This is a genomic window from Krasilnikovia sp. MM14-A1004, assembly GCF_047159485.1.
Classification (GTDB): domain Bacteria; phylum Actinomycetota; class Actinomycetes; order Mycobacteriales; family Micromonosporaceae; genus Actinoplanes.
In genome coordinates this window covers 2,663,539-2,676,887 of sequence record NZ_AP038773.1, presented here as the reverse complement: position 1 = coordinate 2,676,887, position 13,349 = coordinate 2,663,539, and the positions used below count along the sequence as shown (strand labels likewise).

The 13,349-nt window shown below is 71.3% G+C and carries 13 protein-coding genes; 2 read left to right on the top strand and 11 right to left on the bottom strand.

Annotation, left to right across the window (positions count from 1 at the left end):
• Positions 1–2: 2 nt before the first annotated feature.
• Together ACMCNN_RS12225 and ACMCNN_RS12220 are read right to left on the bottom strand one after the other, a co-directional pair.
• The gene (locus ACMCNN_RS12225; protein WP_412746303.1) at positions 3–1,001 is read right to left on the bottom strand and encodes a helix-turn-helix transcriptional regulator; all 999 of its coding nucleotides are present in this window, start codon (positions 999–1,001) and stop codon (positions 3–5) included.
• Positions 998–1,999, bottom strand: a complete 1,002-nt coding sequence (locus ACMCNN_RS12220) for a helix-turn-helix transcriptional regulator (RefSeq protein WP_412746302.1) — start codon at positions 1,997–1,999, stop codon at positions 998–1,000. The genes ACMCNN_RS12225 and ACMCNN_RS12220 overlap by 4 nt, the downstream gene beginning before the upstream one ends.
• A 136-nt stretch (positions 2,000–2,135) precedes the next feature.
• On the opposite strand from ACMCNN_RS12220, the gene ACMCNN_RS12215 reads away from it, so the two are divergent.
• Positions 2,136–3,221 (top strand): DUF3866 family protein, encoded by a 1,086-nt coding sequence (locus ACMCNN_RS12215; RefSeq protein ID WP_412746301.1) that lies wholly within the window; start codon positions 2,136–2,138, stop codon positions 3,219–3,221.
• On the opposite strand, the gene ACMCNN_RS12210 is transcribed toward ACMCNN_RS12215, so the two are convergent.
• Positions 3,211–3,438 carry a hypothetical protein gene (locus ACMCNN_RS12210; RefSeq protein WP_412746300.1) on the bottom strand — a complete coding sequence of 76 codons (228 nt, stop codon included), beginning with the start codon at positions 3,436–3,438 and terminating at the stop codon, positions 3,211–3,213. The genes ACMCNN_RS12215 and ACMCNN_RS12210 overlap by 11 nt on opposite strands.
• 26 nt (positions 3,439–3,464) lie before the next feature.
• On the bottom strand, positions 3,465–4,823 hold the full coding sequence (gene pafA / locus ACMCNN_RS12205; protein WP_412746299.1) for a Pup--protein ligase: 1,359 nt from the start codon (positions 4,821–4,823) through the stop codon (positions 3,465–3,467).
• Between the two features lie 151 nt (positions 4,824–4,974).
• Between pafA and rfbB the strand changes: the two genes are divergently transcribed.
• Positions 4,975–5,949 (top strand): dTDP-glucose 4,6-dehydratase, encoded by a 975-nt coding sequence (gene rfbB, locus ACMCNN_RS12200; RefSeq protein WP_412746298.1) that lies wholly within the window; start codon positions 4,975–4,977, stop codon positions 5,947–5,949.
• A gap of 5 nt (positions 5,950–5,954) precedes the next feature.
• On the opposite strand, the gene prcA is transcribed toward rfbB, so the two are convergent.
• The 7 genes from prcA to arc all read right to left on the bottom strand — a co-directional run bounded on the left by prcA (position 5,955) and on the right by arc (position 13,186).
• On the bottom strand, positions 5,955–6,779 hold the full coding sequence (prcA, locus tag ACMCNN_RS12195) for a proteasome subunit alpha (protein ID WP_412746297.1): 825 nt from the start codon (positions 6,777–6,779) through the stop codon (positions 5,955–5,957).
• Between the two features lie 55 nt (positions 6,780–6,834).
• Positions 6,835–7,674, bottom strand: a complete 840-nt coding sequence (gene prcB, locus ACMCNN_RS12190; protein WP_412746296.1) for a proteasome subunit beta — start codon at positions 7,672–7,674, stop codon at positions 6,835–6,837.
• Positions 7,593–7,856: an endonuclease domain-containing protein gene (locus ACMCNN_RS12185; protein WP_412747146.1), complete on the bottom strand. Its 264-nt coding sequence runs from the start codon at positions 7,854–7,856 to the stop codon at positions 7,593–7,595. Before ACMCNN_RS12185 ends, prcB begins: the two co-directional genes overlap by 82 nt.
• Positions 7,857–7,935: 79 nt before the next feature.
• A complete protein-coding gene (locus ACMCNN_RS12180) occupies positions 7,936–8,151 on the bottom strand; it encodes a ubiquitin-like protein Pup (protein ID WP_412735697.1) in 216 nt (71 codons plus the stop codon).
• A gap of 185 nt (positions 8,152–8,336) precedes the next feature.
• Positions 8,337–9,854, bottom strand: coding sequence for a depupylase/deamidase Dop (dop, locus tag ACMCNN_RS12175; RefSeq protein WP_412746295.1), 1,518 nt, complete (start codon positions 9,852–9,854; stop codon positions 8,337–8,339).
• A 47-nt stretch (positions 9,855–9,901) separates the two neighbouring features.
• Positions 9,902–11,338 (bottom strand): acyltransferase family protein, encoded by a 1,437-nt coding sequence (locus tag ACMCNN_RS12170; RefSeq protein WP_412746294.1) that lies wholly within the window; start codon positions 11,336–11,338, stop codon positions 9,902–9,904.
• 66 nt (positions 11,339–11,404) lie between these two features.
• Entirely contained in the window at positions 11,405–13,186 is a 1,782-nt protein-coding gene (gene arc, locus ACMCNN_RS12165) for a proteasome ATPase (RefSeq protein WP_412746293.1), read from the bottom strand.
• Positions 13,187–13,349 lie beyond the last annotated feature (163 nt).

Genomic DNA, 13,349 nt, shown 5'->3' with positions numbered 1-13,349 from the left:
GCCTAGCGGGCGGCGGCGGGCGGCGCGGGATGAGGCGCGGCGTACTGGTCCAGTGCCGTCGCGGCCTGGGCGCGGATCCGGTCGACCAGCTCCGGCGGCCCCAGCACAGTGACGTCGGCGCCGAGGCCGAGCAGCAGCCGCTGCGCCCAGCCCAGATCGGTGACCCGCATCGCCACGACCCAGCCGTCGCCGTCGCGGCGCACGTCCTCGACCGGGTAGTACTCCGTGATCCACCGGCCGCCGCGGCCCACCCGGACCGTGACCAGCGGCAGGTCGCCGCCCGGGTGGAAGACCCCACCGCTGAGGTCGTGCGGCACCGCCTGCGCGGGCGGCGCCGCCGGCTCGGCCAGCTCGGTGAACGCGTCGATCCGGTCGACGCGGAACAGCCGGGTCGCCTCAGCCCGCCGGCACCACGCCTCCAGATAGCCACGGGAGCCCACCATGAGGACCCGCATCGGGTCGACGACCCGCTCGGTGGTCTCGTCGCGGGCCGCGGTGTAGTAGGTCAGGCGCAGCGCGTGCCCGCCCTCCACGGCCGTACGGATCGCGTCGAGCCGTTTCTCGTTGGCGGGCAGCCGGACCGCGACCGGCGCGTCGGCCAGGTCCCCCGCCGCTCCCTCGATCTTCGCGAGGGCCCGCTCGATCGCGTCCCGGTTGCCGGTGCCCGGCGTCTCGGCCAGCATCCGCAGCGCCACCACCAGGGCCAGCGCTTCGTCCTGGGTCAGCCGCAGCGGACGGTCGATGCCCGCGTCGTAGGTGATGGTGACCCGGTCGCCGTCGAACGCCATGTCGATCAGATCCCCGGGGCCGTACCCGGGCAGACCGCACACCCACAGCAGTTCCAGGTCCTCGCGCAGCTGGCGTTCCGTGACGCCCAGGTCGGTGGCGGCCTCGGCGACCCGGATCCCCGGCCGAGCCAGCAGGTACGGCACCAGGTTGAGCAGCCGCCCGAGCCGGTCGGCCGACGCGCGGGGCGCGGGGGTACGCGGTTGCGGCGTCACGTCGGCACCCCCGCCGGGCGGGCGACGCCCTCGTGCCGGGCGACGACCTCCTTGAGCTGCTGGATGACCGCCTCCCGCAGCTCCGGCGGGTCCTCGACGCGCACGTCGGCGCCGTAGCCCACCAGGGTCGCGGCCAGCCGGTCGACGTCCGCGTACGCGATGGTGAGCCGGTCGCCGTCCGGGCCCGGCTCGGTGTGCTCGGCCATCCGCCGCAGCCCGGCGGCCCGGCCCGGCCGGGCCAGCACGCTCGCCCGGCCGGTGTGCACCACCGGGCCGGACCAGCGGGCGACGTGGCTGATCAGGTCGACGTCCGCCGGCGGGGCGAAGGCGCCGACGCGGCCGGCCGCGCGGACGTTGCCGACGATCCGGGACAGCCGGAAGCAGCGGGTGGCGTCGCGGTCGCGGTCGTGGCCGACCACGTACCACCGGCCCTGCCAGCAGACCACGCCCCACGGTTCGAGGTGGCGGGTGGCCGCTGTGTCGTTCTCCGGGGTCCGGTAGGCGAAGGTGACCGCGCGGCGGTCGCGGGCGGCCGCGGTCAGCGGGCCGAACGCCGGGTCGACCGTCACGACGGGTTCCACCCCGAGGGTGGCCTGCGGGTCGACGTCGACCCCGGCGGCGCGCAGCTTCGCCAGGCCGGAGGAGGCGGCGGCGGCCAGCCCGGCGTGCTGCCACAGCCGGGCGGCGATGCCGACCGCGGCGGCCTCGTCCGGTTCGAGAGGGATGTCCGGCAGCGCGTACTCGCGGTGCGCGATCCGGTAGCCCGGCTCGCTGTCGAAGGCGCTGGCCGTGCCGGTCTCCAGCGGAACCCCCAGCTCGCGCAGCTCCGCCTTGTCCCGCTCGAACTTGCGCTGGAACGCCTCGTGGTCGCGGGGATCGCTCGGGTCGTGCTCGTAGCCGGGCACGGTCGCGGCGATTTGCGCGGCGGTCAGGAACCGTCGCGTGGACAGCAGACAGATCACCAGGTTCACCAGGCGCTCGGTACGGGTCCGCGACACGGCAGAAACGCTAGCAGCCTCGACGGAGGTTGGCGGTACACGCCGAGTCCGCTTCCCCGCCGGCCGCGCCTGTTTGTTCGGGTCCCGAGGCGCGGCGGTACCGGCCGCCGCGGCGGCGGCCGATAGGTTGGCCGCCATGGTGCGGTGGCGGTCCGGGACGGTGACGAGGGTACGGCGGCGCTGGCGCGGCGCGGTCGAGCTGGACGTACGGACCCCCGAGGGCGAGCTGCGCGCCCTGGCGTACCCGGAGCTGACGGGCGAGCCCGAACCGGGCGACCGGGTGCTGCTCAACGTGGGCGCCCTGGTCATGGGGCTGGGCACCGGCGGGTACGCCCTGGTCGTGGCGCTGCCCGACCGGCTGCCCGGCGACCCGGCACAGGACGGCACCACCCGCGACTCGGGCCACCTGGTCAAGGCCCGGTACACCCCGCTGCAGCCGATCCTGCTCGGCGTCGACGAGGAGGCCTCGCCGCACCGGGAGGTCATGGCCGCGGCGGAGAGCCTCGACGGCCTGCCGGTGGTCACGGCCGACCTGCACTCCGCGCTGCCCGCGATCCTGGCCGGGGTGCGCGCCGAGCGCCGCGACGCCCGGGTCGCGTACGTGATGACCGACGGCGGCGCCCTGCCGGCCTGGTTCTCCCGCACCCTCGACGGGCTGCGTGACCATCTGGCGGGCACGGTGACCACCGGGCAGGCGTTCGGCGGGGACCTGGAGGCCGGCACCGTCCACACCGGGCTGCTGGCGGCGCGGCACGTGCTGCGGGCCGACGTGGCCGTGGTGGCGCAGGGTCCCGGCAACCTCGGCACCGGTACGACCTGGGGCTTCTCCGGGGTGGCGGTGGGCGAGGCGGTCAACGCCGTGGCGGCGCTGGGCGGGCGGCCGGTCGGCTCGCTGCGGGTCTCCACCGGCGACGGGCGGCCCCGCCACCGCGGCGTCTCCCACCACAGCCTCACCGCGTACGGCCGGGTGGCGCTGGCCCGAGCCGACCTCGTGCTGCCCGCGGACCTGCCGGCCGAACTCGACGCCGAGCTGACCGCCGCCCTCGCGCCGCTGGCCGAGCGGCACCGCCTGGTCCGGGTGCCGGCGTCCGGCCTGGACGAGGCCCTGCGGGCCAGCCCGGTGCCCCTGTCCACGATGGGCCGCGGCCTGGACGCCGACCACGCCTACTTCCTGACCGCCGCGGCCGCGGGCCGCCACGCCGCGACCCTCATCACCGGGTGACGAACAGGTAGAGCCAGCCGAGCAGGATCAGGCCGAGCAGGGTGGCCAGGACCCAGGTGGGGATGCGGTGCCCGCCCGCCCGGTTGCGCTGGATCTCCGCGCGGATCTTGTCCTGGCGGCGCTGGACGCGACTCCACAGCACGTCGTCGAGGTTGCGCTCCGGACGCTCGCCGGGCCCCCGGTCGGGCGGCTGCTGGTCGGGCGGGGGTGTGGACATGGCCCGACCAGCGTATCCGTCCGCTGTCACATGCTGGCGATGAGCCGTTCCACCCGCTCGTCGTACGCCCGGAACGGGTCCTTGCACAGCACGGTGCGCTGGGCCTGGTCGTTCAGCTTCAGGTGCACCCAGTCGACCGTGAAGTCGCGCCGCTTCTCCTGGGCGTGCCGGATGAACTCCCCGCGCAGCCGCGCCCGCGTGGTCTGCGGCGGCGTCTCCTTCGCCTCGAAGATCTGCAGGTCGTTGGAGATCCGGTCGATCTGCCCGCGCTTCTCCATGAGGGCGTACAGGCCGCGGCCCCGGCGCACGTCGTGGTACGCGAGGTCGAGCTGGGCGATCCGCGGGTGCGACATCTGGATCTGGTGCTTGGCCTGGTACCGCTCGATGAGCTTGAGCTTGCTCACCCAGTCGATCTCGCGGGAGACCGGGGTCAGGTCACCGTTCTCTATCGCGTTGAGCACCCGGCCCCACAGCTCGACGACGCGCTTGGCGACCTGGTCGCCGCCGCGCCGCTCGACGAACTCGGTGGCCTTCGCCAGGTACTCCTGCTGGATCTCCAGCGCACTGACCTCTTTGTTGTTGGCCAGGCGGATCTTGCGGCGGCCGGTGATGTCGTGGCTGACCTCGCGGATGGCCCGGATCGGGTTCTCCAGGGTGAGGTCGCGCATCACCACGCCGGCCTCGATCATCCGCAGCACGATGTCCGCGCTGCCGACCTTGAGCAGCGTGGTCACCTCGTTCATGTTGGAGTCGCCGACGATGACGTGCAGCCGGCGGTAGCGTTCCGCGTCGGCGTGCGGCTCGTCGCGGGTGTTGATGATCGGGCGGCTGCGGGTGGTGGCGCTGGAGACGCCCTCCCAGATGTGCTCGGCCCGCTGGGACAGGCAGAACACCGCGCCGCGCGGCGTCTGCAGCACCTTGCCGGCGCCGCAGATCAGCTGGCGGGTGACCAGGAACGGGATCAGTACGTCGGCGAGCCGGCCGAACTCGCCGTGCCGGCTGACGAGGTAGTTCTCGTGGCAGCCGTACGAGTTGCCGGCCGAGTCGGTGTTGTTCTTGAACAGGTAGATCTCGCCCGCGATCCCCTCGTCGTGCAGGCGTTTCTCGGCGTCGACCAGCAGGCCCTCGAGGATCCGCTCGCCCGCGCGGTCGTGGGCGACCAGGTCGGTCACCGAGTCGCATTCGGGGGTGGCGTACTCGGGATGGGAGCCCACGTCGAGGTAGAGACGGGCACCGTTGCGCAGGAACACGTTGCTGGAGCGTCCCCAGGACACCACGCGGCGGAACAGGTAGCGGGCCACCTCGTCCGGAGAGAGCCGCCGCTGACCCCGGTAGGTGCACGTGACGCCGTACTCGGTCTCGAGGCCGAAAATTCGCCGTTCCATGACGAAACACTAGCCGCCCGAGGGGCATCAGCGGCAGTCACAAACCGGCTCGACGCTCACAGATCCCTGAAATCACCATCACGCAGCGTGGTGTACCGGTCGCGACGTACCGCCCGCGTCGCGGGCGGTCGCGAAATAGACTGCCGTTTTGATGAATCTTCTGGTGACCGGCGGTGCCGGCTTCATCGGCTCCCACTTCGTGCGGTCGGTGCTCTCCGACTCCCTGGACGGCCTGGCCGGGGCCAGGATCACCGTGCTGGACAAGCTCACCTACGCGGGCAACTTCGACAACCTCGGCCCGGTCGCGCAGAGCGGGCGGCTGGACTTCGTGCCCGGCGACATCTGCGATGCCGCGCTGGTGGACTCCGTGCTGCGCGGCCACGACGCGGTCGTGCACTTCGCGGCGGAGTCCCACGTCGACCGCTCGATCCGGGCGGCGGCGCCGTTCGCGGTCACCAACGTGGTGGGCACCCAGGTGCTGCTCGACGCCGCGCTGCGCCACGGCACCGGCAGATTCGTGTACGTCTCCACCGACGAGGTGTACGGCTCGATCGACACCGGCACGTGGGACGAGCACGCTCCCCTGGCGCCGACCTCGCCGTACGCCGCCACCAAGGCGGGCGGGGACCTGCTGGCGCTCGCCTACCACCGCACCTATGGGCTGCCCGTGATGGTGACCCGCTGCGCCAACAACTACGGCCCGTACCAGCATCCGGAGAAACTGATCCCCCGGTTCGTCACGAACCTGCTGTCCGGGCGCACCGTGCCGCTGTACGGCAGCGGCCTGCAGGTGCGCGACTGGGTCCACGTCGAGGACCACTGCCGGGCCACGGCCCTGGTGTTGCTGCGGGGCGGACCCGGCGAGGTGTACCACGTCGGCGGCACCGCCGAGCTGTCCAACCGGGAGCTCACCGGAATGCTGCTACGTGAGTGCGGGGCCGACGAGAAGTCGGTCGTCACGGTCGCCGACCGGATGGGCCACGACCAGCGGTACGCCCTCGACGACGGCAAGATCCGCCGCGAGCTGGGTTACCGGCCGCGCGTCGGCTTCGCCGAGGGCCTGCCCGCCACCGTCCGCTGGTACCGCGACAACGAGCGGTGGTGGGCCCCGTTGGTCATCGACTGACGTCGTCAGCTGTCGCTGTCGGCCTTGCCCTCCAGATCCTCGGAGGCCGCGGAGACCGTGGGCTTGGCTTCGGCCGGTGCGGGCAGCGCGGCGTCCCCGGTGGGGACACCCTTCTCCGGCTCGGGCAGGTCCTTGCCGCCCTCGAGCAGCGTGGTCAGTGCCGCCCCGCCGATACGCCGGAACGCGCGGCCCTTGCGGCGCCGGTCCAGCAGCGCCACCTCCAGCTGAGCGGCACCCAGCTCGCGGGCGGCGCCGTTCTCGCCGCCGACGCTGCCGAGCGCCTCAACGGCGAGCTTGAGCGCGGCGCCCAGGTCCGCGGCGACGTCGTGGCGTTCCCGCAGCACGTTGGAGATCGCCTCGGCCTGCCCGCCCATGGCCATGAAGCCGGGCTCGTCCATGACCGAACCGTCGTAGGTGATGCGGTACAGCTCGTCCGCCTCCACCGTGGCGCCCACCTGGGCCACGCAGATCTCCACCTCGTACGGCTTCTGCGTCTCGCTGAAGATGGCGCCCAGGGTCTGGGTGTAGGCGTTGGCGAGCCCCCGGCCGGTGACGTCGCGGCGGTCGTAGCTGAACCCGTTGAGGTCGGCCATCCGCACGCCGGCCCGGCGCAGGTTCTCGAACTCGTTGTAGCGGCCGACCGCCGCGAAGCCGATCTTGTCGTAGATCTCGCTGATCTTGCGAAGCGAGGTGAGGTTCTCGGCGACCAGCAGGATGCCGCCCTCGTAGGTGAGGACGACCGCGGAGCGGCCGCGCGCGATGCCCTTGCGGGCGTACTCCGAGCGGTCGCGCTGGACCTGCTCGGGCGAGGCGTAGAACTGCATTGCCACGGGTGGCTACTCCTTCGATGACCGGATGGCAGGGGTCGTGTGAACGCTCCGGCGCTCAGCCGCCCGGATTCTCCATCCGCCCGGCGACCACGTCCTCGGCCACCGAGGTGATCTCCGATTCGGCGAGGCGGTGGGTGCCCTCCGCCGTAGCGGTCATGACGACCGGGTAGATCTTGCGGGTCAGGTCCGGGCCGCCCGTGGCGGTGTCGTCGTCCGCCGCGTCGTACAGCGCCTCGACGGCCAGCCGGATCGCGTCCGCGGTGCTGACACCCGGCCGGTACCGCTTCTTCAACGCCGCCTTGGCGAACAGCGAGCCCGAGCCGATCGCCTCGAAGCCGGTCTCCTCGTAGAGGCCGCCCGCCACATCGAAGCTGAAGATGCGCCCCGCCCGGGACGGATCGCTGGGCGTCAGGTCGAACCCGGCGAACAGCGGCACGACCGCGAGGCCCTGCATGGCCGCGCCCAGGTTGCCGCGCACCATGGAGGCCAGCCGGTTGGCCTTGCCGTCGAGGGACAGCATCGCGCCCTCGATCTTCTCGTAGTGCTCCAGCTCCACCTGGAACAAGCGCATCAGCTCGATGCCGACACCCGCGGTGCCCGCGATGCCGATCAACGAGTACGCGTCCGCCGGATGCACCTTCTCGATGTCCCGGCTGGCGATCAGGTTGCCCATGGTGGCGCGCCGGTCGCCGGCCATGACGACGCCGTCGGCGGTCGCGATGGCCACGATCGTGGTGCCGTGCGGTGCCAGTTCCGCGGCCATGCCGGGCGGCAGCGGCCGGCGACCCGGCAGCAGTTCGGGCGCGGCGTAGCTCAGGAACTGCGTGAAGGAGGACGTCCCCGCATTGGTGAACACATCTGGAAGACGCCCGGACGGATCAAAACCCGATGCCACGTGGTTCCCTTCAGATACGTGATCGCCTCGGCCAGCAGTTCCGGGCTGTCCCGGAACCGACCGAGGCCACCAAAGCAGTCCAAGCACAATATCCCGCGCACCCATCCGGTGCGACGGTCGCGATCAAGGTGTTGGGGGTCGGGCGCCCGGCAGATGGCGCACCGACCCTCCTGGGCCAACATCAACTCGTCGAACTCGACCGAGTTCTCTCCGTCGCGGTCGTCCAGCCCCCGTGGCATGTCCGATTCGCTCCTCTAAGTGCTACTCGCCGCCCTTTTGTACATAACCACGGACGAATTCTTCCGCGTTCTCCTCCAGGACCGAGTCGATCTCGTCGAGCAGGTCGTCCACATCCTCGGTGATCTCGGCGTGCCGCTCGGCGACCTCCGGGTTGGCCTCTGTGGTGACGTCCTCGATCTCCTCGTCGCGGCGGCCCTTGCCGGACTGCGACTGGCCGCCGGTGTCTCGGGTTGCCATCTGAGTCCCCCTTCATCGCCTCGTTGCCCGACATCGCCCAGTCGAGCGTCCCCCCGGTGCGAAGGCCCCTCGCCAGCGGGCCCTGCCGCCCCTCGGAGCCGCACCATCGGGTTGGGAAAAACCTACCTCGCGGGTACGACGAAAACCCCTGTCACACCGGGTGTTTCTCTCCCCCGCCCGTCCGCTCAGCGACTCGTGATGACCTCGAGCAGGTCCTTCGCGCTCTCACACCGGTCGAACAACGCACCCACATGCTTGCGGGTGCCGCGCTCGGGCTCCATCATCGGGACCCGCACCAGCGACTCGCGGCCGACGTCGAAGATGACCGAGTCCCAGCTGGCCGCGACCACTTCGGACGCGTACTGCGCCAGGCACCGGCCGCGGAAGTACGCTCGGGTGTCCTCCGGCGGCTCCACCATGGCGCTGCGGGTCTGCTCCTCGTCCAGCAGCGTCTTCATCGAGCCGCGGGCCACCAGCCGGTGGTACAGACCCTTCTCCGGCCGTACGTCGGAGTACTGCAGGTCGACCAGTTGCAGTTTCGGCGACGACCAGCCGAGGTTCTCCCGCTCGCGGTAGCCCTCCAGCAGCCGCAGCTTGGCCACCCAGTCCAGCTCGTCCGAGCACGACATCGGGTCGCGGCCGAGCTTGTCCAGCACCGTTTCCCAGCGGCGCAGCACGTCCCCGGTCTGCTCGTCCACATCGTCGCCGTAGCGCTCGTCCACGAACAGCCGGGCCCGCTCGTAGTACGCCCACTGCAGGTCCAGCGCGGTCAGCCGGCGCCCGTCACGCAGCCGCACGAGGTGCTTGAGGCTGGGGTCGTGGCTGACCGCCTTCAGCTCCGACACCGGATCCGCGATGCCCAGCTCCCCGGTGAAGATCTTCGCCTCGATCATGCTCAGCACCAGCGCGGTCGTACCCATCTTCAGGTACGTGGCGATCTCGGACAGATTCGCGTCACCGATGATGACGTGCAGCCGCCGGTACTTGTCGGCGTCGGCGTGCGGCTCGTCGCGGGTGTTGATGATCGGCCGCTTCAGCGTCGTCTCCAGGCCCACCTCGACCTCGAAGAAGTCCGCCCGCGAGGAGATCTGGAAGCCGGCACCGGTGCCGTCCTGGCCGATGCCGACCCGCCCGGCGCCACAGAACACCTGCCGGGTCACGAAGAACGGCGTCAGATGCGCGACGATGTCCGCGAACGGGGTCTGCCGGCGCATCAGGTAGTTCTCGTGCGAGCCGTAGCTGGCGCCCTTGTTGTCGGTGTTGTTCTTGTACAGCTGGATCCGGTGCGCGCCGGGGATCGTCGCCGCCCGGCGCGACGCCTCGGCCATCACCCGCTCGCCCGCCTTGTCCCAGCGCACCACGTCCATCGGGTTGGTGCATTCCGGGGTGCTGTACTCCGGGTGGGCGTGGTCGACGTACAGTCGCGCGCCGTTGGTCAGTATCACGTTCGCGAGGCCCAGGTCCTCGTCCGCCAGCGCGTCCGCCGGATCGTAGGCCGCACCCGAGTAGGTGAAGCCGCGGGCGTCCCGCAGCGGCGACTCCTCCTCGTAGTCCCAGCGCGCACGACCGCCCCGGTTGAGTTCCGGCCGCGCCCCGTACGCGTTCACCACCTGCGATGAGGTGACCATCGGATTGGCTCCGGGCTGGCCCGGCACGGAGATTCCGTACTCGACCTCGGTGCCCATGATCCGTCGAACGCTCATCCCGTCACTCCGCCCGCCACGTCGTTCCCCGAGCCCATGTATCGAGCCTAGACGCTTCGCCGGGTGTCTTGTCGCCTGCGGGTACGCGGCGCGGCACGCTCAGTGGTGATCGGCACGCTCCGTGCCGGTCCCGGTGGCCCGTCGAGGACCCGCAACAGGCGCCGCCCGAGCGCCTGACCGGGCCGCTCGACCATGCGCTGCGACACCGCGGCGACACCGAGCGCCAGCAGGAGGAACGCGGCACCGGCAAGGATCCGTAGCGGGGCCGGGCGGGCGGCCAGATCCGGCATCAGCCGGGTCACCTGACTGAGTACCACGACGTGCAGCAGATACAGCGAGTAGCTGATCGTGCCCAGCCAAGCGAGAATGTGCGGCACGGCGCGCCGCCGCACCGCGTACGCCGCCGCGAACGTGACCGCCACCGCCGCGACCGTGGTCAGCCAGACCAGGTGGGCGGTGCGCCCGGGCAGGTACGCCCAGTGCGCCGCCACGATGCCGCCGCCGACGGCCGCGAGCGCCAGCGCGGCCGGCCACCGCCCCAGCTGCCCGTGCTGGGCCCGGAACACCACCGTGCCGGCGAACATCACCGCCAGCATCAGCAGGCCCTGCCAGGACGCGGCAACGGTGCTCTCGGCCGTCGGATGGCCGTCGAGCGCGGGCAGCGCCACGAACCCGATCCCGGCCGCCCCGGCCGCCACGGCGGGACGCCGTCGCCCGCTCAGGCAGGCCACGACGACCCCGGCGACGAGCACCAGCAGCACCGCCGCGGTGACCCGCCGCCCGGCCGGATCCGCGGCGAACAGTCCGTCCGGCAGACGGGGGCCCACCACCAGGGCCACGGCCGCGAGTCCGGCCGCCCACCAGCCGCTGTGCCGGTGCAGCCGCCATGCGAACAGCCCGGCCACCACCAGATAGAAGATCATTTCGTACGACAGGGTCCAGAAGACCCGCACCGTCCCGCGCAGCCCCAGCGGGTCGAGCAGCATCGTGGCGTGCGCCAGCACCGCGGTGACCGGATCGGCGCGCAGCGACGCTCGCACCCCGGCCAGCCCGGCCACGGCCAGGACCCCGGTGACCGCGATCGTGACCAGGTACGCCGGGTACACCCGGAACAGCCGCCCGACCCAGAAGCGGCGCAATGAGCCGTGCCGTTCCAGCGACATCGGGATCACGTAGCCGCTGACGAGGAAGAACAGCAGCACGCCGTACTTGCCGAGGTCGATGTGGTGATGGATGCGCAGGTGGCGTTCCGGGCCGAGCACGACGGGGCTGAGGTGGAACCAGACGACAGTGAGCGCCGCGAACCCGCGCAGCGCGTCGAGCCAGCCGAGGCGTCCCGCATCCGCGACGGGCCGGGGCGGGCTCCCCACGCCGGACGTGGTTGCGCCGGGAGCGGCTGCGCCGGGCACCGGGCCGGGGGCGGCGTCCGGCACGCGGGGGCCCGGCTGGGCCGGCGGGCCGGTGGCGGTGGTCCCGGTGTTCACACCGGGTGCAACGACACAGCGCGGGCGGGGCGACGAGTCGCCCCGCCCGCGCCGGGCGATGCGGTGCTACAGGTACTGGCCGGTGTTGCTGACCGTGTCGATGGAACGGCCGGCCTCGGCACCCTTGCCGCCGGAGACGAGCGTACGGATGTAGACGATCCGCTCGCCCTTCTTGCCGGAGATCCGGGCCCAGTCGTCCGGGTTGGTGGTGTTGGGCAGGTCCTCGTTCTCCCGGAACTCATCGACGCACGAGTCCAGCAGGTGCTGCAGGCGCAGCCCCTTCTTGCCGGAGGTGAGGAACTCCTTGATCGCCATCTTCTTGCCGCGGTCGACGATGTTCTGGATCATCGCGCCGGAGTTGAAGTCCTTGAAGTAGAGGACCTCCTTGTCACCGTTGGCGTAGGTGACCTCCAGGAAGCGGTTCTCCTCGGACTCCGTGTACATCCGCAGCACGACGGCCTCGATCATCGCGGCCACCGTGACGTCCCGGTCGTTGCCGTGCTCGACCAGGTCGTCGTCGGACAGCGGCAGTTCGGCCAGGATGTACTTGGCGAAGATGTCCTTGGCGGCCTCCGCGTCCGGACGCTCGATCTTGATCTTCACGTCGAGCCGGCCCGGCCGCAGGATCGCGGGGTCGATCATGTCCTCGCGGTTGGAGGCGCCGATGACGATGACGTTCTCCAGGCCCTCCACGCCGTCGATCTCGCTGAGCAGCTGCGGGACGATCGTGTTCTCCACGTCGGAGGAGACACCGGAGCCACGGGTCCGGAAGATCGAGTCCATCTCGTCGAAGAACACGATGACCGGGGTGCCCTCGCTGGCCTTCTCGCGGGCCCGCTGGAAGACCAGGCGGATGTGCCGCTCGGTCTCACCCACGTACTTGTTCAGCAGTTCCGGGCCCTTGATGTTGAGGAAGTAGCTGGTGTGCTTCTCCTCGCCGCGCCGCTCGGCGATCTTCTTCGCCAGCGAGTTCGCGACCGCCTTGGCGATCAGGGTCTTGCCACATCCGGGCGGCCCGTAGAGCAGGATGCCCTTCGGCGGGCGCAGCTGGTGCTCCCGGAACAGGTCCGCGTGCAGGAACGGCAGCTCCACCGCGTCGCGGATCTGCTCGATCTGCGCGTGCAGGCCACCGATGTCGCCGTAGTCGACGTCCGGGACCTCCTCGAGGACCAGTTCCTCGACCTCGCTCTTCGGGATGCGCTCGTACGCGTACGCCGAGCGCGGCTCGATCATCAGCGAGTCACCCGCGCGCAGCGCCGACACCTGCAGCGACTCGGCCAGATGGACGATCCGCTCCTCGTCGGCGTGCGAGACGACCAGCGCCCGGTCGGGGGGCGTCCCGACGGGCCCGGCCAGCACCTCCTTGAGCAGGACGACCTCGCCGACCCGCTCGTAGCCGAAGGCGTCGACCACGTTCAGCGCGTCGTTGAGCAGGACCTCCTGGCCTCGCTTGAGGTCCTCCACGACCAGCGACGGGGACACGGCCACGCGGAGCTTGCGGCCGCCGGTGAACACATCGACGGTGCCGTCCTCGTGGGCGGTGAGGAACACGCCGTAGCCGCTCGGCGGCTGGGCGAGCCGGTCAATCTCTTCCTTGAGAGTGACGATCTGAGCCCGGGCTTCCTTGAGGGTCGCCACGAGCCGGTCGTTGTTCTCGGTCAGTCGGGCCAGCTGCGCCTGCGTCGCCGCGAGCCGCTCTTCGAGCTGCCGGACGTGTCGGGGGCTTTCGGTCAACTTGCGCCGTACCAGTGCGAGTTCCTCCTGCAGGAACGCGACCTGGCTGGAGAGATCGTTGGCTTCCTTCTCCCAACGTGCGGCGCGTGAATCCGCCTCGTCGCTACGTGCCACGTCCCACCTCCCCGGGGGCTCGAACGTCTTGCACATAACACTAGCCGTTGTGGGGCCGTTTTCGACCGGTGCAACACCCTCGTCACTGAACCTTGATCCATTGAGCCGGACTGCTGCGCCACCCGGTCGGAGCTGTCCGGTACGGTCGGGGCGGGAGAACCGT